The following is a 19,491-nucleotide window of genomic DNA, read 5'->3' as shown; positions in this document are numbered from 1 at the left end:
ATGAGCACATCAACTGACGGCCGCCCATCCGCGACCGAATTGCGCAGAGGCTGGACGACCGGCGCCTGCGCGGCGGCGGCGGCCCGCGCGGCCTATGAAGCGCTTCTTTGCGGCCGTTTTCCAGACCCCGTCGAGATCCTCCTGCCCGGCGGCGCGCGGCCGAGCTTCGCGCTCGCCTTCGAGGAGCTCGGCGCCGATTTCGCCGCGGCAGGGATCGTCAAGGACGCGGGCGACGATCCCGACGTGACCCATGGCGTCCTGGTGATCGTCCGCCTCAGCCATGGGCCGCCGCATTCTGGCGTCGCCTTTCGCGCCGGCCCCGGCGTCGGAATCGTCACCCGACCCGGCCTGCCTTTGCCGCCGGGCGAGCCCGCCATCAATCCGGCGCCACGGCGAATGATCTCGGCCGCAATTGAGGATGCGGCCCGCCGGCACGGCGCCTCGGGCGACGTGATCGTCGAAATTTCCATTCCCAACGGCGCGACGATCGCTGAGCGCACGCTCAATGCGAGGCTCGGCATCGTCGGAGGCCTGTCCATCCTCGGCACCACCGGGATCGTCGTTCCTTATTCTTGCTCTGCCTGGATCGACACGATCCATCGCGGCGTCGACGTCGCCCGCGCGGCCGGCCTCGATCATGTCGTCGGCGCGACCGGCTCGGTCTCGGAGGCCGCCGCGCAGGCCTTGCATAGATTGCCGGAAACGGCCCTGATCGAGATGGGCGATTTCGCGGGCGCGTTCTTGAAATATCTGCGCCGCCATCCGATTCCGCGGGTCACGATCGCCGGAGGATTCGCCAAGATGACCAAGCTCGGCCAAGGGCTGCTCGATCTTCATTCGAGCCGGGGCGCTGTCGATCTCGCGTGGCTCGCCGAACGCTGCCGCGCAATCGGCGCCGAGGCCGATCTCATCACGCGCGTCGCAGGCGCCAACACGGCCAAGGAAGCCGCCGATCTCGCCTTGGCCAACAATGTCGACCTCCCGGCCGAAGTCGCGAAAGCCGCCTGGACGACCGCCGCAAAGGCGCTGAGGGGCGCCGCGATCGGATTGGAAATCGCCGTCTTCGACCGCGAGGGGGGCCTTCTTGCGCGAACGCCGTTCTGGGCGGCATGACGCCCTGCAAGACCGCATATCTAAAGAGCGCTTTCGCGTTCGGCCGCAAACATGGCGGAAAACTGGCGCTTGCCTCGGCGCGGAGGCCAGCCATGAATAGGCGCGCTCAAGAGCCCTGCTCTTCAGGCGGCGATCACACAACAACCCCGCTCGGCGGTGGGCGCGCGACCAGAGCCGGCGGAGGGCGCTCGAGGCGGCGCAACTCGGGACGCGCCGTCACGTCCGATCGACCCGACCCTCCGAAATCCGGCCCCCCGGCCTCGGACGAACGCTTCGACCGTGAGGACCTCGCGCTGGCCCTGCTCGGCCTCGCGCTCGGCCAGGGACGCGTCATCGCGGCCCTGACGCCTTTCGCTGCTTTGGCCGGATTTCTGCTGGGCGCGGCGGCGGCCTCCGCCTTTGTCGAACTCGCCCGCGACAAACTCCTTCCGTCCAAGGCGATTCGCGCGCTTCTCGCCATCGAGGCCGGCCTTCTGGTCGGCTTCGCTCTGCTTTTCCAAATCGCCCCGCCGCCCGTCGCCGGCGCGTGGCTCTATGGACTCATCCCGCTCGGCGCCGCCGCCATGGGGCTCCAAAGCGTCGCGGCGCGACTGATCGGCCGGCCGGGGATCACGACGGTCGTCTTCACCAGCACGCTGACGGCCATCGCGACCGCGGCGACGGCCGCCGTTCTTCGGCCGCCGCGGCGGCTCCCCGTCGCGGCCAAGCGTCAGATCGGCATTTTCGCAACCTATGGCGTCGGCGCCGCAACCTGCGGCCTCATGACTTGCAGCCTGATCGGCGCCGGCGGCTCATTCATCGCCTTCGCGCCGCTGGCGGCTGTCATCGCGGCGCTCTGGCTTCATCTGCGCCTAGGACGAGGCGATGCGCGCGGGACGCAGCCAATGCCTTAGATCACGCCGCCGAACCTCTTGAGGACGTACAGGAGATGTTGGTTCTCCGCTTCGAACCGATTGATCTTCTGCTGAATATAGGATGCGAGCCTCGCATCTCCGTTCATTTGAGCATGGCTCAGTTGATTCTGCAACTTGGTGAGATGAGCCTGAAAGCGGATGAGCTGGCGGTTGAGGTTGAAATTATGATCATGACGGTCGCCGACAATGTTGTGATTTGAGTCATGTTGGCTGTGATCATTGAAGCGAACCAAGTTGGAATCGGTTTTCGACATATTCATGTTCGCATTCATATGCGTGTTCATATTGACGGCGCCCATCGAAGAGAAATGGCCGAAGCCATGGGCGAAAGCCGGCGAGGCGGAAAGAAAAGCCGCCGCGGCGAAGGCGAGCGTGGTTACGCGGTTCATTGTCGTCTCCTGAAAAATTCATGGTTGCGCAAATGATGATATTCGCCGCGAACTTTGCGGCGACGGCCTGTTGTGCCCCGCGGATATGCGCAACAGTGTGGCAAATCCCACTCGACGAGCGCAGCCTCGCCGCACGATTACGGGCTGCGGACAACACGGCGTTCGGATTTATGTGGAAAGTCTGGCCAGAGCGCTTTCCGACCGAATGGACTCATTCGGTCGACTGGCGATCGCCACAGTTTCAGAGATTTGAGCATATTCTGGTCGATCGGATCGGATCGATTCGATCTGATCGGAATACGTTCTTGCGCGGGTGCGAATTTGCAAAGCGCGCGTTACTTGTCCGCGCCTTCGCCGTCGATCTCGACGGGCGGAACGATCGTCAACCGGCCAGCGCTGACGTCGATTTCAGGAACGACCTCTTTCGTGAAGGGCAGCAGCACGGTCTCGCCGCCCGCGGCCGGAGCGATCTCCAGAAGATCCCCGGCGCCAAAATTGAGCACGTCGACGACGCGCCCGATCGCCCCGCCTTCGGCATCGACCGCCGCCAGGCCGACGAGATCGGCGAGATAGAATTCCTCGTCCTCGGCCGCCGGCAGCGCCTCGCGCGGCACGAAGATCTCGACATTGGTCAGAGCGCTGGCCGAGTCACGATCCTCCACCCCTGCGACGCGGGCGACAAATAAATCGTCTTTGACCAGACGCATCGCCTTAATGACGAAGCGCCGCACCCCGCTCGCGTCAAGCAAGGGCGCATAGGTCGCGATCGCCGCGGGATCGCTCGTGAAGGATTTGAGCCGCAACTCGCCCCTGACGCCATGCGGCGCGCCAAAACGGCCGACGAGGATGCGATCCTTGACCATGTCGCGACGCGGCCTCCTATCTTGCGGCGCGCGTCTTCAAGGCGTGATCCGCCAGGGTCTTGCCGAGCGACCAAACGGCGCCCGGCACGCGATGGCTGTCGGCGATGGCGGCGTCGAAGGCGCGCTCGATCCAGTCGCAGTCGGCGTCGGTGATGACGAGCGCGGGAAGCAGCTTCACGGTGTGGCTCGCATGTCCCGCGACTTGGCTCAAGATCTTATGCTCCTTGAAAAGCGGGATCGTGATGAGCTGGCAGAACAGGCCGACGCTGACGCTTTCGAGCAAGGCCCAAGAGGCCTTGAGCGCCAGGGAACGCGGCGCGCCGAACTCGACCCCGATCATCAATCCCTTGCCGCGCACGGTCTTGACCAGTTCATGACGCTCCGCCATGGCCTCGAAGGCCGCGAGAAGGCGCGCGCCTTTTTGCTCCGCGTTGCGGACGAGCCCCTCCGATTCGATGACGTCCAGAGTCGCGAGGCCGGCGGCCATCGCCAGATCGTTCTTGGCGAAAGTCGAGCCATGGACCACGGCGCGGTCCATGCGGTTGAAGACTTTCTCGAAAATCGCCTTCCGGGCCAGCACGGCGCCGACCGGCGCATGGCCGCCGGAGAGCGCCTTGGCGAGCAGAACCATATCCGGCTCGACGCCCCAATGCTCGATCGCGAGAAATTTGCCGGTGCGGCCTAGGCCGGTCTGCACCTCGTCCGCAATGAACAAGGTCCCGTATTTCCGGCACAGCGCCTGAGCGCCACGAAGATAGAGGTCGTTCGGTATATTGACGCCCTTGCCCTGGATCGGCTCGACGATGAAAGCGGCGACGTCGCGCTTCGAGAGGGCGCGGTCCAAGGCGGCAAGGTCGTCGAATGGTATTTGGACGCAGCCAGGAATCAAAGGGCCAAACCCGTCCCGGAAGATCTCATCGCCGTTCAGAGACAAAGCGCCATAGGTGAGGCCGTGGAAGGCATGATCGCAATGGACGACGCCGGGCCGGCCGGTCGCTGAGCGGGCGAATTTGAGCGCGGCCTCGACCGCCTCCGTCCCTGAATTTGTGAAGAAGACCTTGTCCAGATAGGGCGCGTAGCGAAGCAGCCGCTCGGCGAGGAGGCCGGCGAGAACAGAGACGTCCATCTGGACCAGATTTGGGAGATCGCTCTCGAGGACGGCCCCGAGCGCCTGCCGAAGCGCCGGATGATTGCGGCCGATCCCGAATACGCCGAAGCCGCTGAGAAGATCGAGATAGCGCTCGCCCTCGCGGTCGAACAAATATTGGCCCCGACCGCAGCGGAAGCCGACGTCGAAGCCGATGGTCTGCAGAACCCGCACCATCATCTCGTTCATATGGCGAGAATGGAGGCCATAGCGCTCCTGCTCGCGCGCGGACAAAAGGGCCGCCAGGTCGAAGCGCGCCTCGCCTGCCTGAGCCGTTTTGTCGATCGACGCATCTGTCATTGGGGCGCCTCGCCTGCGCGCGGATTAAGGGGCCTCGCCCGCCGCGGTTGATCCGGGGCGAATATAAATCATTTTCCGCGGCCGAAAGAAACCGGCCGGGCTATAGCCATCCGCTTTCTAGTCCTCGGCTCGGCGGCCGCATCCCGCTCCGCGGTCGGCCCCTTGCCAATAGTCCTGCGCGAGGGCATTTCCGAGGAGGTCAGGGAAATGCTTGGTCGCGTCTCGCGGCGCGCCGCGGGCGATTTGGCTTCCGACTTCACGAATTTGTCAAAGGCGCTGGCATGACCGCGATCAAGGGGAGCGAGCTTCTCCGCTCCAGAAGGGCGGAGCGCGGCGCGCCCGTCGCCAATATCGAGCTCTTCTTCGATCTCGTCTTCGTCTTCGCGGTGACGCAACTCTCGCACGCCTTGCTGAAGGATCCGAGCGTCCTCGGCGCGATCCGCGTCCTGCTTCTTTTTCTTGCCGTCTGGTGGGTGTGGGTCTTCACCTGCTGGGTGACCAATTGGCTCGATCCGGAGCGAGGCCCGGTTCGGCTGCTCCTGCTCGCGATGATGCTCGCCGGATTGATCATGTCGACCTCGATTCCGGAGGCGTTCGAGGCCAAGGGTCTTCCGTTCGCATTCGCCTATGTCCTTATGCAGGTCGGGCGCTCGGTCTTCGTGATTTGGGCGCTCGGCGACGCGAGCCCCACGAACACCAGGAATTTCCAGCGCATCGCCAGTTGGCTCGGTTTCGCCGGATTGTTCTGGATCGCCGGCGCCTTCTCCGAAGGCGCCCATCGCCTCGAACTTTGGACGATCGGTCTCGCCCTCGAATATGTCTCGCCGTCGCTCGGCTTCTACGTTCCGGGCCTCGGCCGGTCGACGGCGCGCGATTGGGACATCGAAGGCGGCCATCTGGCCGAGCGATGCTCACTGTTCATCATCATCGCGCTTGGCGAATCCCTTCTCGTCACTGGAGCGGCATTCGCCGAGATCGCGTGGTCGCTCCCCTCGGTCTGCGCCTTCGTCGTGGCCTTCGTCGGCAGCGTCGCGGCCTGGTGGATCTATTTCGACACAGGCGCGGAAACGGGACATGACGCGATCGCCGGGGCGCCGGACCCCGGTCGCCTCGGCCGGCTTGTCTATACGTATATTCACCTTCTGATCGTCGCCGGAATCATCGTCTCGGCCGTCGGCGACGAGCTGATCCTCGCTCATCCGCAAGGCGCGGCCGGGACGGAGGCGCTCGCCATCCTACTCGGCGCCCCGGCCCTCTATCTCATCGGCAATATTTTCTTCAAATGGGCCGTCCGCGGCCGCCCGCCTTTGTCGCATCTCGCCGGCGTCTCGGCCTTGGGCCTTCTCCTGCCCTTCGCGCCGCGCCTTGCGCTGCTGCCGCTCGGCGCGGCGACGGCGGCGATCCTCGTGAGCGTCGCCGCATGGGAGCGGATTTCGCTCGGAGGTCGGCGCGGCCCGGCGCAAGCGGCGGGCGACGACATTCGGATCGAAAATTGACGCGAACGCTAAATTCGGTTCGCCAGCACGTTCTCATAGGCAGCGATAAATTTCTGGACCGCGTTTTTCCAACCGTAGGCCTGGGCCCTCGCGCGCGCATTGTTCTGCATGGCGGCGAGCTCCGCTTCGGGCTTCGCGCATAACGCCTTGAGCGCGGCGAGATCCTCATCGCCGCCGTCGAACGAAAGAAAGACTCCGTTCTTGCCGTCGTCGACAAAGCCGTTCATGGGCGGAATATCGCGGCACAGGACCACGAGTCCCGCGGCCATGGCCTCGATGAGGCTCAGACCGAAGCCTTCATACTCGCTCGCCGTGACGAACACGGACCGGCGCTCGAGCTCGTTCGCCAGCTCCTTGTCGGACAAGGGACCCGCGATATGCACATGTTCGGCGAGGCCCAGCTCGGCGATCTGAGCGCGTAGCGCCGGCTCGAGACCGTCAAAATCCCTCCCCGCGACGAGAAGATCGACGTCGAGCCCCGACCGCCGACAGGCCCCGACGCTGGCGATCAAATTGTCGAGACGCTTGTTGCGGGAAAGCCGACCCCAATAAATCCAGCGGGCGGCGCATGGCGCGGAGGTGCGTACGATCGAATCGAATTTCTCGACATTGACGCCGTTTTGGATCAGCCGCGCATGCGGGGCCTTGCTTCTATAGAGTTCGAAATCCTGCTCCCCGGAGGCGAGAATCGCGTCGTATTGACGAAGCAACGGGCGCGCGACCAGACCCCAATGGATCCGCTTGAACAGCGCATGGTTGGACGTGTGCATATATCCGCCATGCGTGCTCAACACCTTCTTCTTTCCGCGTCCGAACAGAATGACGTTGGCGCTGACCGCCATGAGTTGCGGGTCATGCACATGAATCAGATCATAATCTTGGAAGAGTTGGCCGAGCCCGGACGCGACGCCGATGAAGCGATTGGGCCGCAGGGGAACCCGGAACACCGTGAAATCGCCCATCTGGTCCCGACGCGACGACGCATGTCCTGGCGACAAATGCGCGACATCGCTCTCGACGCCATTGCGGCGCAAATGAATGACGAGCTCCTGCACGACCGTCTCGATGCCGCCGATCCCCGGAAAGAAGGCCGGCGTGACCTGAAGAACCCTCATGGCGAACTCGCTTCGATGTGATCTTCAATCACGGGACTGCGCGGCGACGATTGTGCGCCAAGCGTTTTTCGCGGAAGGCGCAATAGCGCCGAACAGCTTCGGAGTCCTGTAGCTCCGCTCGCGCCTCGCTGGCAAGCCGACGGAAATCCGCGAGTGGACGCCGCCGTTCGGGGCGATGTTCAGGAAATTTCAGCGCGAGAGAGTGTAAAGTCGCCGATTTTTATTATGACCGTGCGACACGCGGGGGGAACCGCAAGCCGAGCGTAAATCGGCTCCGTCCCGGATAGAATGGTGGGCGCGACAGGGATCGAACCTGTGACCCCTACGATGTCAACGTAGTGCTCTCCCGCTGAGCTACGCGCCCGAGGCCCCGAGTTGGGGCCGGCTAGGTGGCGACAGGGTATATCGGCTCGCTTGCGCCTGCGCAAGCCGCAAGATCGGCGTTGCAATCGGAGGCCTGTCGCCGTCCACAGACGCGCCGCCGCCTTCCAGCTTTACTTCGGCGCGCGGCGCGACCAAGCTGAAAATTGACGGCGCGACCGCGAGATCCGGCGGCGGCGCGCATCCGCGAAAGTTTGGACCTTACTGGAGCCGGAGCGGCGGACAATGCGGGACAACGAATCGCCCACCGGATTTGAGCCGAGCGGCCGCGCGGCGAGCGAGCCGGACGTTGCGCGCCGGAAAGCGCCGCTTCAACGCCAAAATCCGATTGGAGCCGACGTAAATCCGGCGATGCGGGCCGCGAAGCCCCTCCTCATTTTCTTCGGCCAGCTTCGCGCTGGCCTCGTGCGCGCGCCTTCGGCTGGGCTGGCGCCTTCCATCGCGGCCTCGATCGAGGCCTGCGAACGCACGATGATCGCCGCCAAAGCGCCGCCGGGCGCGGCGAGGACCGCAACTCAGGCTCTTCGGGCGACCGCCGACGAAGTTCTCGCCAACTTGCCGGATGCGAATCCGGATCTCGCGGCCCGTGAGGAAGGCGCCCGTCAATTTTTTGAGGCGCTCGATCGCATCAAGGCGGACCCGCGTCTCGACGTCCGTCTCCTCGAATTATTTCACGCCTGCCTTGCGCTCGGCTTTCAAAGCGGCGCAGCCTCCTTGCGCTATATTCGGCGCGATCTTTACGCCGAATTGCGTAAGCGGACGCCGCCGCCGCCGCCCGAACTCTCGCCGAGCTTAAGGGGTCGGCCGCGCCATAGCCCCGCGCGCGGCGTCCGCGCGCCGCTCTGGGTTTGGGCGAGCCTCGCCTGCCTCCTGCTTTTTGGCGTCTTCATCGGCATGCGGCTCACCCTCGTCCACCGCGCCGAAGCGGCGGCCAAGTCCCTGGCCTCGCTCAATCCTCTCATGCCCGTCTCGATCGCCCGCAAGAGCCCGACCGCGCCGCCGCCCATGAGCGACGTCGATGAGCAAGACGCGCGGATCGACCGAATCCGCAAGACGCTCGAACCGGATCTCGCGGCCGGCGCGATCAGCGTTCATGCGGCTCTCGGCGCGATCGTTCTGCAAATCCCGGAAGCGGCGCTATTCGAGCCCGGACGGACGCGGATCCGCGCCTCGGCGCGCTCCCTCCTGAGCTTTCTCGGGCTCGCGCTGGAGCCCGAGCAGGGCGTCGTGAAAGTGATCGGCCATTCCGACGGCAAGCCGATCTCCAACCCCTATTTCGGCGCCGATTTCGATTTAGCGCTGGAACGCGCGAAAAATGTCGCCGCGGTTCTCAAGCAATCGCTGTCACGACCGGAGCGCATTGTGGCGAACGCTGCCGCGCCCCGCGCCGGCGAGGCGTCGGGAGCGACGCGCGGCGTCGACATCATTATTTTACGCAGCGATTGAGCTGCAGGCGGATCGACAAAGCGGAGGCCGGGTGACGAGAGCTTTGTTCCGATTGTCGGCGGACAGGCGCGCGAAGGGACGACCAGCATGAAGGAAAGGCTGCCGCTTCGTCTCCTGATCCGCCTTTTCGGCGCGATCGCCGTCGCCGCCCTGATCTGGCTCGCTGCGCCCTTCATCAAAATCGGCGGCGACCGACCCTTCGAAGCCGCGAGCGCGCGAAGCGCCGCGATCCTGATCGCCGTCGCCCTCATCGCCGGCGCCGAGTTCCTTCATCCCTATAGACGGCGGAAGCGAGCGGCGCGGCTCATGCGCGAGATAGGCGCGAGCGCCGACGATCCGCGCGCCGAGGCCGCGCAAATGAAAAAAGCGCTCGCCGCGCTCGACAAAGTCGAGGGCGGACGGACGCATTATCTGCTCGACCGCCCCTGGCTCATCCTGTTCGGCGCGCGCGGCGCCGGCAAGACCATGGCGCTCGCCCGCTCCGGCCTCGCCTCGCCGCTCGCGACGGGCGGCGCTCCCGGCCCCATCGGCGGAGTCGGCGCGGCGCGCTTCTGCGACTGGTGGTTCAGCGGCGACGCCGTGGTGATCGACGCCTCCGGCCTCGCGGCCGGTTTAGAGGCCACGGATCGGCCCGATCCGACAAGCTGGTCGAGCTTGCTCGATCTCGTCAAGCGCGGCCGGCCGAACGCGCCGATCGACGCCGTTCTCGTCGCGATCAGCGTCGAGGATCTCCTCATGCGCAAGCCCGCCGAGACGGCGGCGCAGGCGGATGCTATTCGGGCGAGCCTCCTTGCGCTGCGCCGGCGCCTCGGCGTCGACGTCCCCGTCTATGTTCTTTTCACCAAGGCCGACGTCGTTCTGGGCTTCAGCGAGTTTTTCGCGAATTTGGACGAGGCCGGCCGGGCGCAGGCCTGGGGGGCCTTATTGGAGCCGACGAACCCGGCCAAATCGGCGCTCGCCCAGGCCGGCGCGGCCTTCGACGCGCTTATCGCCCGCCTCGACAAGGGGGTCGCGGGCCGATTGGCGGAAGAGCCAGATCCGGCGCGGCGCGCGCTCCTCTTCGGTTTCCCGACGCAAATGGAAAGCTTGCGCGGGCACGCGATCGACGCGCTAAACAGGATCTTCGATCCCGGACAAGGCAAATTCAGCGCGCCCTTGCGCGGATTTTTCTTCACTTCCGCGACCCAGCAAGACGCGCCGATCGACCTTTTGCAAGACATGATGGCCCGCGCCTTTAGAGCCGAGCCTGTTGCCAGACCCGCCAATTCCGGCCCAGGCAAGGGTTTTTTCCTGGAAGACGTCTTCCAGACGGCGACGATGGACGGCGACGGCGTGGCGGCCGCCCCACGCAGCGGCCGGATCGGCGCGCGCGTGGGCTATGCGATCCTTCTGGCGGTCGCGTCCCTCGCCCTCGGCGCCTTGTGGATGAATTACGCTAAAAACAACGCGCGGATCGCAAGAAGCGCCGAGGCCGCCGCCAAATATCGCGCGCTCGCGGCGGGCCTTGGCGAAACGGAAAGCGTCTCGGACCATGATCTGGTCAAAATCCTTCCCGCGCTCCATGCGCTGCGTTTTCTTCCCGATGGATTTTCGACCAATGCCGCCGCCGTCCCGGCGGGGTTCGGACTGAACCAAGCCGCGCGCCTGCAATCGGCGGCGGAGGCCGCTTATGGGGCCGGCCTCGAGCGGCTGTTGCGGCCAAGGCTCCTCGTGCGGTTGGAGGAGCAGCTCGCCGCCGACGCCGAAAATCCGACCGCTCTGTTCGAGACGCTCGAGGCCTATCTGATGCTGGGCGGGCGCGAACCGGTTAATCGGCGCTCCCTGCTCGCCTTTCTCGAACGCGATTGGTCGAAAAATCTCTATCCGGGGACCAAGAACGCGGAGGGCCGCAAAGCGCTCGAACTGCATGTCGCGGCCATGCTCGATCTCGCAGCCGGAGACGGCGGCGCGATCCCGCTGAACGGGCGGCTCATCGAGAAGGCGCAGGCGGCTCTCGCACGCGTCAATTTCGCCGAGCGCGCCTATCGGCTGCTCGCGGCGCGGGCGAAAGAAAGCCTCGGCGACGACTGGTTCGCCGGCAAATCCGCCGGGCCCGAGGCCCTCCAGGTCTTCGAGAAATCCATCGAGACGATCCGAGCCCCTTATTTCCATACCAGGCGCGGGTTCGAGCGCGCCTTCCTCGCCGGCCTTCCCGCGCTCGACGTAGAGATGGAGCGCCTTCGCCGCGTCCTTGGAGCGGCGGGACGAGAGCCGGCAGTTTTGGCCCAATTCGACCGGTGGCGGCCGGAGCTCGTCGATCTTTACGTCAAGGGCTTCCTGGACTCATGGCGCGACGCGATCGATAAATTGAAGTTCCGCCGCTTGATCGCCGACCGTCCCGCCTATCCATTGCTCGCCGCGGCCGCTGCGGCGAATTCGCCGATCGAGCGGATTCTCGCCTCGATCCGGGAGGAAACCCTTCTGCCCGAGACGAAGGAAGAGGCGGAAGCGCCGGAGGCCGCGCTGATCGTTGGAACGTCGGGCGAGACGCCGGCGCGCAAGATCGACGCGGCTTTGCAGCCCTATCATCAGCTGGTCGAAGGAGAGGCGGGCGCCCGGCCGATCGACCGCGCCGTCGCGCGGCTTCGCGATATCCGCGCCGATCTCGGCCGCATCGCCGCCGCCGGCGGGCCGTCCGAGGAGGAAGCCGCCACGCTCGCCGAGTCCGTCGCCGGCCTCCAGGCCGAGGCGCTGCCGCCCCCCTTCGGCCGCATGATGGCGGAGACGGCGACGGCCGCGACCGCCGAGGCGGCCGACATCACCGCTGCACGGATCGTCGAGACCCTGCGCGGCGCGATCGCCTCCGCATGTCGGGAGCGGATCGCCGCCCGCTATCCTTTCGCCCGCGACGGCAAGCGCGAAGTCGCCCTCGAAGATCTTGCGCATGTGCTCGGACCGAAAGGCCTGATCGACCAATTCGCGAGCGAGAACGTCCTGCCCGCCGCGGAGACCTCCGGGCCAGATTGGAAATGGCGCGAGGACAGCGCCCTCGCCCGCCGACTCGGAAAGGATGCGCTCGCCGATTTCCAGCGCGCCGCCGAAATCCGCGACGCGTTTTTTGCTACGCCCGAAACGACGGCTCCAGGTTTCGCGTTCAGCGTGACCCCGCCTCCGCTCCCCGGAGCGAGGCTGGACATCGGCGCGATCGCGGTCGTGGCCAAAGCCCGCAAAGCCGCGTCAGCGACCGGCGTCCAATGGCCTGGCCCCGCCGAGGATCGCGGAGTGGCGCTCAGTTTTCATCGTCCGGGCAGAGCCGAAGCCACGATCGAGAAGGCGGGAGTCTGGGCGATTTTCCGCCTCATCGACGCCGGCGGCGCCACGGGCGGCGAAACGGTCACATTTTCGCTCGGCGGTCGAGATCTCGACTATCGCTTCGAGTCCCGCCCCGCCTCGCCCGGCGGCAGGCTGAAGCCGCTCGATTTGGCGCAGCTCCGAAAATTCCGCTGCCCCGGCGAGGCGAAATCACGGTGAGGGCGCGTAAAGATCCCTATGCGCCTGGCGCAAGACATTCTTCTGCACCTTGCCCATCGCGTTGCGCGGCAGCTCGTCGAGAAAGATGACCCGTTTCGGCGCCTTGAACTTGGCGAGACGGCGTTCGACCGCGGCGCGCACGTCCTCTTCGCTCAGGCGCGCCCCAGCCGCGCGGACGACGAAAGCCGTGACGGCCTCGCCGAAATCCGCATGCGGCAGCGCGACGACCGCGCTTTCGACGACGCCCGGCAAACCGTCGATCTCGGCCTCGACCTCCTTGGGATAGACATTCTCCCCGCCGGTGATGATCAAATCCGTGGCGCGGCCGATGATATGCACATAGCCGCGCGCGTCGATCCTGCCGAGATCGCCGGTGATGAAAAAACCGTCAGGGCGAAATTCCGCCGCGGTCTTCTCCGGGTTGCGCCAATAGCCCTTGAAGACATTCGGACCTTTGACCTCGATGACCCCGATTTCTCCACGCGGCAGGATCGCCGCCGTCTCCGGCTCGGTGATCCTCAGATCGACGCCGGGCAGAGGAAAACCGACAGAGCCGGCCAAGCGCTCGCCGTCATAGGGGTTCGAGGTCGTCATGTTGGTTTCGGTCATGCCATAGCGTTCGAGAATGGCGTGGCCGGTTCGCTCGCGCCAGTCCCGATGCGACTCGGCGAGAAGCGGCGCTGAGCCCGAAACGAAGAGGCGCATAGCCGCGCAGGCCTCGCGCGTCAGCCCTTCATGGCGCAACAGCCTCGTATAGAAGGTCGGGACGCCCATCATGACGGTCGCGCGCGGCATGAGGCGCAGGCACTCGTCGGCGTCGAACCGGGGCAGGAAGATAATGCGGCCCGCTGCGAAGAGAAGCGTGTTCACCGCGACGAAAAGCCCGTGCGTGTGATAGATCGGCAGCGCATGAAGCAGGACGTCCGAGGACGTGAGCCGCCAGAGCGCGGCGAGGCTCTCCGCGTTGGAGGCGAGATTGGCGTGCGTGAGCATCGCGCCCTTGGCGCGGCCGGTGGTCCCCGACGTGTAGAGAATGGCGGCGAGATCGTCCGGCGCACGCGCGACGTCGGCGAACTCCGCTGACGCGGCGGCGGCCGCGTCAGTGAGCGAGCCCCTCCCATCGGCGCCGAGCGTCAGGAGCGCGGCGACATTCGCCTTGGTCGCGACCTCCGCCAAGCTGTCGCGCCGCGCCGGATCGCAAACGACGAGCCTGGGCACGGCGTCGGCCAGAAAATAGGCGAGCTCGGCGTCGGTAAAGGCCGGGTTCAGCGGCAGGAAGATCGCGCCCGCCCGTATTGTCCCGAGATAGAGCAACAACGCCTCTGGCGATTTCTCCGCCAGGGCCGCCACCCGGTCGCCTGGGCTCACGCCATGCGCGACGAGCGCGGACGCGACGCGCGCGGATTGCGCCAATAGATCGGCGAAGGTCAGGCTACTTGCGCCCGGTGTTTCCAGAAATATTTGGTCCGCGGCCGTCCCGATTCGGTCCCGGATTTGCTGAAACAAGGGGTTGGTCATCGATAATTTTCTCGTAGCGAGGCGAAAACGGGCATAGCGCTCTTATATCTGAACGAGAGAAAGACGCACCGTCGGCGCAAGCGGCCCAGATCTTGCTTTCACCTCCGCGAGCACGGCGGCGTGATGGAAAGCCTCCAAGGCTCCGATCTGTTGCTTACATCGGACTGCATAAAGTCTTTTTGACTAAGTATAAACTAGAAGGCAGCGACGTTGCTTTATTGGAGTGATTTTAAACTGTAAAGCAACGCTTGTGCTGTTTGCTCGATTAGGTTAAAACTTCTCGCATCATCCCCTTGGTCGGTTTTATCTTGGGCAGCCCCATGATCGTATGCTCCTGCCACGTCCTTTCCGACGCGAAAATCAGGACCGCCCTCAATGGCGAGGCCTGCCCGCGCACGCCGGGCGCCGTCTATAAATGTCTCGGCTGCAGCCCGAGTTGCGGGCGCTGCGCCGCGACCGTCCGGTCGATTATCAACGAGGCATTGACGCAAGCGCAGTCCGGCGAGACCGGACGTTCCGGCGCCTGCGACGCGAGAGCCGGATAATTACGCGGCTGTCGGCTTTCAGACGACGGCCTACCCAGATTTGCATCGCTCAATCAAGCGAGCGCGTGATTGTGCTCCGACCGGATAAAAATTCCCGAAGCCGGCCGCGTTTGAGCCTAAACCAGCGCCGCGCCAGCGAATTATTTCTGTCACGCGGCTTCTTCCAGATCTGCATATGCGTTTATATAGGTTTTGATTCTCGCGGCGCGGCGGGCGCGCGTCTCGGTCACGACATGTGGCCGAGGTGGAACGCAAGACGGGCGTGAGGCATTGCAATGAAGCGCGGCCGAACCGACGCCGCGGACTTAAAGTTAAAGGGAGCGCGCCATTATGCGGGGTGACGAACGGGTCCTCGACTATCTCAACAGGAGCTTGCGAAGCGAGCTGACCTCGATCAACCAATATTGGCTGCACTTTCGGATTTTCGAGAACTGGGGCTTCCGGGAACTGGCCAAGAAATGGCGCGAAGAATCGATCGAGGAAATGCGCCACGCCGATAAATTCGTCGCGCGCATCCTTTTTCTTGAAGGATTTCCCAATCTCCAGGTCCTCGATCCGCTGCGCATCGGGCAAACCGTCGAGGAAATCCTGCGCTGCGACCTCGAGGCGGAGCTCCAGGCCCGCGCGCTCTATATCGAGGCGGCCGAATATTGCATCTCGGTCCATGACCGCGTGTCCAAGGAACTCTACGACGAACTCTTGATCGATGAAGAAAAGCATATCGATCTTCTCGAGACGCAGCTCGAGCTCATCAAGCAGCTCGGCGTCCAGCTCTATAGCCAGAAACATATGGGCGAGATCGAAGGCGGCAGCTGAACGGTCTTAGGAAAGCTATCGAAATTAGAACGCCTCGCCGATGGACCATCGGCGAGGCGTTGTCGCATCTAAAAGATCAATCTAACATTTCCGCGCTTTGGTGGCGGCCGCGTTAATTTTTGCTTCGCCGCCGCGCGGCGGCGATGAGGCCCGCGGTCGATGGATCGAAAGCCTCAGTGGAGCTTTCCCGATCGGCGATGATGGGCGCGAGCTTGCCCGCGAGCTCCTTGCCAAGCTCGACGCCCCATTGATCGAACGAATTAATGTTCCAGATCACGCCCTGCACGAACACCTTGTGCTCATAGAGCGCGATCAGTTGGCCGAGGACGCGCGGCGACAGTCGCTTGTAAAGAAACGTGCTCGACGGCCGATTGCCGGCGAAAACCTTATGCGGCGCAAGCGCGGCGATGGCCTCCGGGCTCATGTTTTCGGCTTCGAGGCGGCCGACAACCTCCGCGAGAGAGCGTCCCTGCATCAAGGCCTGACTCTGCGCCAGGCAGTTGGCGAAGAGCAATTGATGATGCTCGAGATCGGCGCCTGAAGGCTGTGCCGCCACTAGAAAATCCACCGGCACGATGTCCGTCCCCTGATGCAAAAGCTGGAAGAAAGCATGCTGGCAATTGGTGCCTGGCTCGCCAAAAATGACCGGCGCGGTGGCGAGGCTCGCAGACCCGCCTGAAAGATCAACCGATTTGCCGTTCGATTCCATCTCGAGCTGCTGCAAATAGGCGGGAAAACGCGCCATGCGCTGGTCATAGGGAATGACCGCATGGGTCGCGAACCCCCACAGATTGCGGTACCAAACGCCGAGCAGAGCCATCAGCACCGGCGCGTTGCGATCGAGCGGGGCGCTGGTGAAATGGGCGTCTATGTCCTGACCGCCGAGCAGAAATTTCTCAAATTTCTCGGCGCCGATCCCGATCGCCAGCGTCAGGCCGATCGACGACCAAATCGAATAGCGCCCGCCGACCCAATCCCAAAAGCCGAAAATCCGGTCGCTTCTGATGCCGAAAGCCGCGATCTTGTCGAGATGGGTCGAAACCGCGCAGAAATGATCCGCGACCGCCTCCTCCCCGAGAGCTTCGGCGACGCGCCGCCGCGCGGTCGCGGCGTTGGTCATCGTCTCGAGCGTCGTGAAAGTCTTGGAGCAGACGACGAATAAGGTCGTTTCGAGCGGAAGCCGCTTGAGAAGATCGCCGAGATCGGCGCCGTCGACATTGGCGACGAAATGCAGGCTCAGATGATCGGCGACGAAGGGCGCGAGCGCGCGGGCCGCCATGGCCGGGCCAAGGTCCGAGCCCCCGATGCCGAAATTAACGATATCGGTGAACCGCGCGCCATTCGCCGCTTTCGCCTCGCCTTTGCGCACGGCTTCGGCGAAAGCCTCCATTCTCAGTCTTTCGGCCAAGACTTCCGGCATGACGTCCTGGCCGCCTGCATACATCGGCCGATCGGTCAGATTGCGCAGCGCCATATGCATGGCCGGGCGATGCTCGGTCGTATTGACGGGCTCGCCGGCGAAAAGCGCCGCGCGGCGCGCTTCGACGTCCGCGGCGCGGGCGAGATCGAGTAAAAGCCGGAGCGTCGTCTCGGTCAGCCGATGCTTCGAGAAATCGAAGAGAATATCGTCGAGCTCGATATGGAAACGCTCGAACCTTTGCGGATCGTCGCGAAACAGGTCCGAGATGGACTGTCCTTCGATCTCAACCCGATGCGCCGCGAGCGCGGCCAAAGCCCGCGCCACCTCACCACGAACCATGCCATACCCCGAAAATAAGCAGCCGGCGCAAACGACCCGTTTCAACAAGGCGAATCAACAATCGCGCCTGCGCCGCGGGCCATGGATGCGGACTTAGCGCGTCCCCGCGATCTGAAACATCATATCGCCCTTTTTTTGGCCGCGGCAAGAAAGCCGGAGCCAGCCAGGCGCGCTCAGGCGCACTCGGAAGGGCCGTCCAGCCATTATAGGCCGGCGCATCTCCAATTATGCCTTCAGGCTGATCCGGATCGAAGCCGAGATCATCCCGTTAAAACCGCACCATCAAGCCGCCGTCGCAACTGGCGGCGGCGCCAATCCGTTTGCTCTAATAGTTTGTCGAACAGATGACTCCCGCAGCCGAAACCCATGAGTCGCCTGTTGTGGCGGGCGCGCCCGAAGACGAGCTCGACGCCGCGGCGCAGACGAGGTTTTGCGAACAGCTCGCCTTCGACGTCCCGAATTGAAGCAGGCTCCGCTCGAAAATAAAGCCGGGTCAATTCGACCCGGCTTTATTTGTCATGGGAAAGCTTCGCCGATTTCCCTATCGAGTCCCGGCTTTCTATGAAGCGCGCTCACGCGGCGCAGCCGCCGCATGAGATCCCGCTCCAAGAGGCCGCGCGGACCCTGATCGGCTCAAGGATTATAGGCGCGCTCGCCATGCTCCGCGATGTCGAGCCCTTCGAGCTCAGCGTCCTTCCGGACCCGCAAGCCGACGAATATATCGACGAACTTGTAGAGGATCGCGGATCCCAGACCCGACCAAAGAAGGGTGAAGAGCACCACCTTGGCCTGGATCAGCACCTGGGTCTGCATGTCGTAGTCGCCGGGAGCCGCCGAGCCGGGCTTCAGCGTATAGTCGGTGAGACCGACGCCGCCCAGGACGGGAGCGACGACGATGCCAGTGCCAATCGCGCCGATTATGCCGCCAATGCAATGGACGCCGAACACGTCGAGGGCGTCGTCATAGCCGACCCATTTCTTCACATAAGCCACGAAGAAATAGCATACGATGGCCGCCGCGAAGCCGAGCACGATCGAACCCATCGGACCCGCGTAGCCGGACGCCGGCGTGATGGCGACGAGTCCTGCGACGGCGCCCGAGATCATGCCGAGAAGCGAGGGCTTGCCCTTGGTGATCCATTCCGCGAACAGCCAGCCGAGCGTGGCCGCAGAGGTCGCCACAAAGGTGTTGACGAAGGCCAGCGCAGTCGTTCCATTCGCTTCGAGGTTCGAGCCGGCGTTGAAGCCGAACCAGCCGACCCACAGCAGGGCGGCGCCGACCATGGACAATGTCAGAGAATGCGGCGGCTCGATCTCGCGAGGATAGCCGATGCGGCGGCCGATGATCAGGGCCCCGACGAGGCCGGCGATGCCTGCGTTGATATGGACGACGGTGCCGCCGGCGAAGTCGAGCGCGCCCAATTTATTGAAATAGCCGGCGTTGGCCTGAACCGCCTCGAGCTTCGTTTGAGCCTCGGCCTTGGCCGCTTCGTCCACGGCGCTGGCTACGGCCTTGGCGGCGTCGCCGAGCGCATCCGGGCCCGCCCAATACCAAACGGCGTGAGCGATCGGGAAATAGATGAAGGTCACCCACAGCAGGATGAAGATAAGCAACGCCGAGAATTTAATGCGTTCGGCGAAAGCGCCGACGATCAGGGCCGGCGTGATGCAGGCGAAGGTCATCTGAAACGCCATGTAGACATATTCAGGAATGACGACGCCGTTGGAGAAAGTGGCCGATGTCGAATCCGGGGTCAGCCCTTTCAGGAAGAGGCGGTCGAGGCCGCCGACCAGATTGTTCCATTGAATGCCGGCCAGGAAGGCGAGCGGGGCGTTGTCGCCGTCCGTATAAGGCAGCGCCTCGGAGCTGCCTTCGGTAAAGGCGAGAGAATAACCATAAATAACCCAAATAATCGAAACGAGCGCGACGATCGCAAAGACTTGCGACAGCACCGACAACATATTCTTGGTGCGCACCAAGCCGCCGTAGAAAAGCGCGAGGCCCGGAATGGACATCATCAGGACGAGCGCGGTGGAGACGAGCATCCAGGCCGTGTCGCCCTTGTTCGGAGTCGGCGCGGCGGCTTCGGCATGGGCCAATCCCACAGCGCCGCACGCCAGAAGCAGTCCGAGGCCGAACGCCCGAAGCGCGGTCGGCGGAGGTGAAGCGATTTTCATT

14 protein-coding genes and 1 tRNA gene are annotated in these 19,491 nt (G+C 64.2%); 7 read left to right on the top strand and 8 right to left on the bottom strand.

Annotated elements, in window-relative coordinates:
* Together METAC_RS0116385 and METAC_RS25315 are read left to right on the top strand one after the other, a co-directional pair.
* Positions 1 to 1,113, top strand: a complete 1,113-nt coding sequence (locus tag METAC_RS0116385) for a cobalt-precorrin-5B (C(1))-methyltransferase (RefSeq protein ID WP_036255672.1) — start codon at positions 1 to 3, stop codon at positions 1,111 to 1,113.
* A 92-nt stretch (positions 1,114 to 1,205) separates the two neighbouring features.
* Positions 1,206 to 2,006: a DUF1275 family protein gene (locus METAC_RS25315; RefSeq protein WP_198017238.1), complete on the top strand. Its 801-nt coding sequence runs from the start codon at positions 1,206 to 1,208 to the stop codon at positions 2,004 to 2,006.
* Here METAC_RS25315 and METAC_RS0116375 read toward each other — a convergent pair.
* The 3 genes from METAC_RS0116375 to METAC_RS0116365 form a co-directional block, all read right to left on the bottom strand.
* Positions 2,003 to 2,416 carry a hypothetical protein gene (locus tag METAC_RS0116375; protein ID WP_026607877.1) on the bottom strand — a complete coding sequence of 138 codons (414 nt, stop codon included), beginning with the start codon at positions 2,414 to 2,416 and terminating at the stop codon, positions 2,003 to 2,005. The two genes, METAC_RS25315 and METAC_RS0116375, sit on opposite strands and share 4 nt — an antisense overlap.
* Positions 2,417 to 2,751: 335 nt before the next feature.
* Positions 2,752 to 3,279, bottom strand: coding sequence for a ribosome maturation factor RimM (gene rimM / locus METAC_RS0116370; RefSeq protein WP_036255670.1), 528 nt, complete (start codon positions 3,277 to 3,279; stop codon positions 2,752 to 2,754).
* Between the two features lie 16 nt (positions 3,280 to 3,295).
* Positions 3,296 to 4,726, bottom strand: coding sequence for an aspartate aminotransferase family protein (locus METAC_RS0116365; RefSeq protein ID WP_051335635.1), 1,431 nt, complete (start codon positions 4,724 to 4,726; stop codon positions 3,296 to 3,298).
* A 281-nt stretch (positions 4,727 to 5,007) separates the two neighbouring features.
* Here METAC_RS0116365 and METAC_RS0116360 point away from each other — a divergent pair, with 281 nt between their 5' ends.
* Positions 5,008 to 6,222 carry a low temperature requirement protein A gene (locus METAC_RS0116360; RefSeq protein ID WP_026607874.1) on the top strand — a complete coding sequence of 405 codons (1,215 nt, stop codon included), beginning with the start codon at positions 5,008 to 5,010 and terminating at the stop codon, positions 6,220 to 6,222.
* Between the two features lie 8 nt (positions 6,223 to 6,230).
* Here METAC_RS0116360 and METAC_RS0116355 read toward each other — a convergent pair whose 3' ends face one another.
* Both METAC_RS0116355 and METAC_RS0116350 read right to left on the bottom strand, forming a co-directional pair.
* Positions 6,231 to 7,337 carry a glycosyltransferase family 4 protein gene (locus tag METAC_RS0116355; protein WP_026607873.1) on the bottom strand — a complete coding sequence of 369 codons (1,107 nt, stop codon included), beginning with the start codon at positions 7,335 to 7,337 and terminating at the stop codon, positions 6,231 to 6,233.
* A 289-nt stretch (positions 7,338 to 7,626) separates the two neighbouring features.
* Positions 7,627 to 7,701 (bottom strand) — tRNA-Val (locus METAC_RS0116350).
* 242 nt (positions 7,702 to 7,943) lie between these two features.
* Here METAC_RS0116350 and METAC_RS0116340 point away from each other — a divergent pair.
* Both METAC_RS0116340 and tssM read left to right on the top strand, forming a co-directional pair.
* On the top strand, positions 7,944 to 9,164 hold the full coding sequence (locus tag METAC_RS0116340) for a DotU family type IV/VI secretion system protein (protein WP_026607872.1): 1,221 nt from the start codon (positions 7,944 to 7,946) through the stop codon (positions 9,162 to 9,164).
* A gap of 87 nt (positions 9,165 to 9,251) precedes the next feature.
* A complete protein-coding gene (tssM, locus tag METAC_RS0116335; RefSeq protein WP_026607871.1) occupies positions 9,252 to 12,674 on the top strand; it encodes a type VI secretion system membrane subunit TssM in 3,423 nt (1,140 codons plus the stop codon).
* On the opposite strand, the gene METAC_RS0116330 is transcribed toward tssM, so the two are convergent.
* Complete coding sequence (locus tag METAC_RS0116330; RefSeq protein WP_026607870.1) at positions 12,666 to 14,192, bottom strand: malonate--CoA ligase; 1,527 nt, start codon at positions 14,190 to 14,192, stop codon at positions 12,666 to 12,668. The genes tssM and METAC_RS0116330 overlap by 9 nt on opposite strands.
* A 320-nt stretch (positions 14,193 to 14,512) precedes the next feature.
* On the opposite strand from METAC_RS0116330, the gene METAC_RS24080 reads away from it, so the two are divergent.
* Complete coding sequence (locus tag METAC_RS24080; RefSeq protein WP_084143709.1) at positions 14,513 to 14,737, top strand: (2Fe-2S)-binding protein; 225 nt, start codon at positions 14,513 to 14,515, stop codon at positions 14,735 to 14,737.
* A 330-nt stretch (positions 14,738 to 15,067) separates the two neighbouring features.
* On the top strand, positions 15,068 to 15,553 hold the full coding sequence (gene bfr / locus METAC_RS0116320; RefSeq protein WP_026607869.1) for a bacterioferritin: 486 nt from the start codon (positions 15,068 to 15,070) through the stop codon (positions 15,551 to 15,553).
* 112 nt (positions 15,554 to 15,665) lie between these two features.
* Here bfr and pgi read toward each other — a convergent pair whose 3' ends face one another.
* Both pgi and METAC_RS0116300 read right to left on the bottom strand, forming a co-directional pair.
* Positions 15,666 to 17,312, bottom strand: coding sequence for a glucose-6-phosphate isomerase (pgi, locus tag METAC_RS0116315; RefSeq protein WP_026607868.1), 1,647 nt, complete (start codon positions 17,310 to 17,312; stop codon positions 15,666 to 15,668).
* 633 nt (positions 17,313 to 17,945) lie between these two features.
* Positions 17,946 to 19,490, bottom strand: coding sequence for an ammonium transporter (locus METAC_RS0116300; protein WP_026607867.1), 1,545 nt, complete (start codon positions 19,488 to 19,490; stop codon positions 17,946 to 17,948).
* Position 19,491 lies beyond the last annotated feature (1 nt).

It is taken from the genome of Methylocapsa acidiphila B2 (assembly GCF_000427445.1).
In the GTDB taxonomy this organism is placed as follows: Bacteria; Pseudomonadota; Alphaproteobacteria; order Rhizobiales; family Beijerinckiaceae; genus Methylocapsa; species Methylocapsa acidiphila.
The sequence above is the reverse complement of the archived record's forward strand: the minus strand, read 5'-3'. Positions and strand labels throughout refer to the sequence as shown.

Coding starts and splice junctions, on each gene's coding strand:
- METAC_RS0116360 (WP_026607874.1), top strand. CDS start 5,008: ATGACCGCGATCAAGGGGAGCGAGCTTCTCCGCTCCAGAAGGGCGGAG.
- METAC_RS0116300 (WP_026607867.1), bottom strand. CDS start 19,490: ATGAAAATCGCTTCACCTCCGCCGACCGCGCTTCGGGCGTTCGGCCTC.
- pgi (WP_026607868.1), bottom strand. CDS start 17,312: ATGGTTCGTGGTGAGGTGGCGCGGGCTTTGGCCGCGCTCGCGGCGCAT.
- METAC_RS0116375 (WP_026607877.1), bottom strand. CDS start 2,416: ATGAACCGCGTAACCACGCTCGCCTTCGCCGCGGCGGCTTTTCTTTCC.
- METAC_RS0116340 (WP_026607872.1), top strand. CDS start 7,944: ATGCGGGACAACGAATCGCCCACCGGATTTGAGCCGAGCGGCCGCGCG.
- METAC_RS0116365 (WP_051335635.1), bottom strand. CDS start 4,726: ATGACAGATGCGTCGATCGACAAAACGGCTCAGGCAGGCGAGGCGCGC.
- bfr (WP_026607869.1), top strand. CDS start 15,068: ATGCGGGGTGACGAACGGGTCCTCGACTATCTCAACAGGAGCTTGCGA.
- rimM (WP_036255670.1), bottom strand. CDS start 3,279: ATGGTCAAGGATCGCATCCTCGTCGGCCGTTTTGGCGCGCCGCATGGC.
- METAC_RS0116330 (WP_026607870.1), bottom strand. CDS start 14,192: ATGACCAACCCCTTGTTTCAGCAAATCCGGGACCGAATCGGGACGGCC.
- METAC_RS25315 (WP_198017238.1), top strand. CDS start 1,206: ATGAATAGGCGCGCTCAAGAGCCCTGCTCTTCAGGCGGCGATCACACA.
- METAC_RS0116385 (WP_036255672.1), top strand. CDS start 1: ATGAGCACATCAACTGACGGCCGCCCATCCGCGACCGAATTGCGCAGA.
- tssM (WP_026607871.1), top strand. CDS start 9,252: ATGAAGGAAAGGCTGCCGCTTCGTCTCCTGATCCGCCTTTTCGGCGCG.
- METAC_RS0116355 (WP_026607873.1), bottom strand. CDS start 7,337: ATGAGGGTTCTTCAGGTCACGCCGGCCTTCTTTCCGGGGATCGGCGGC.
- METAC_RS24080 (WP_084143709.1), top strand. CDS start 14,513: ATGATCGTATGCTCCTGCCACGTCCTTTCCGACGCGAAAATCAGGACC.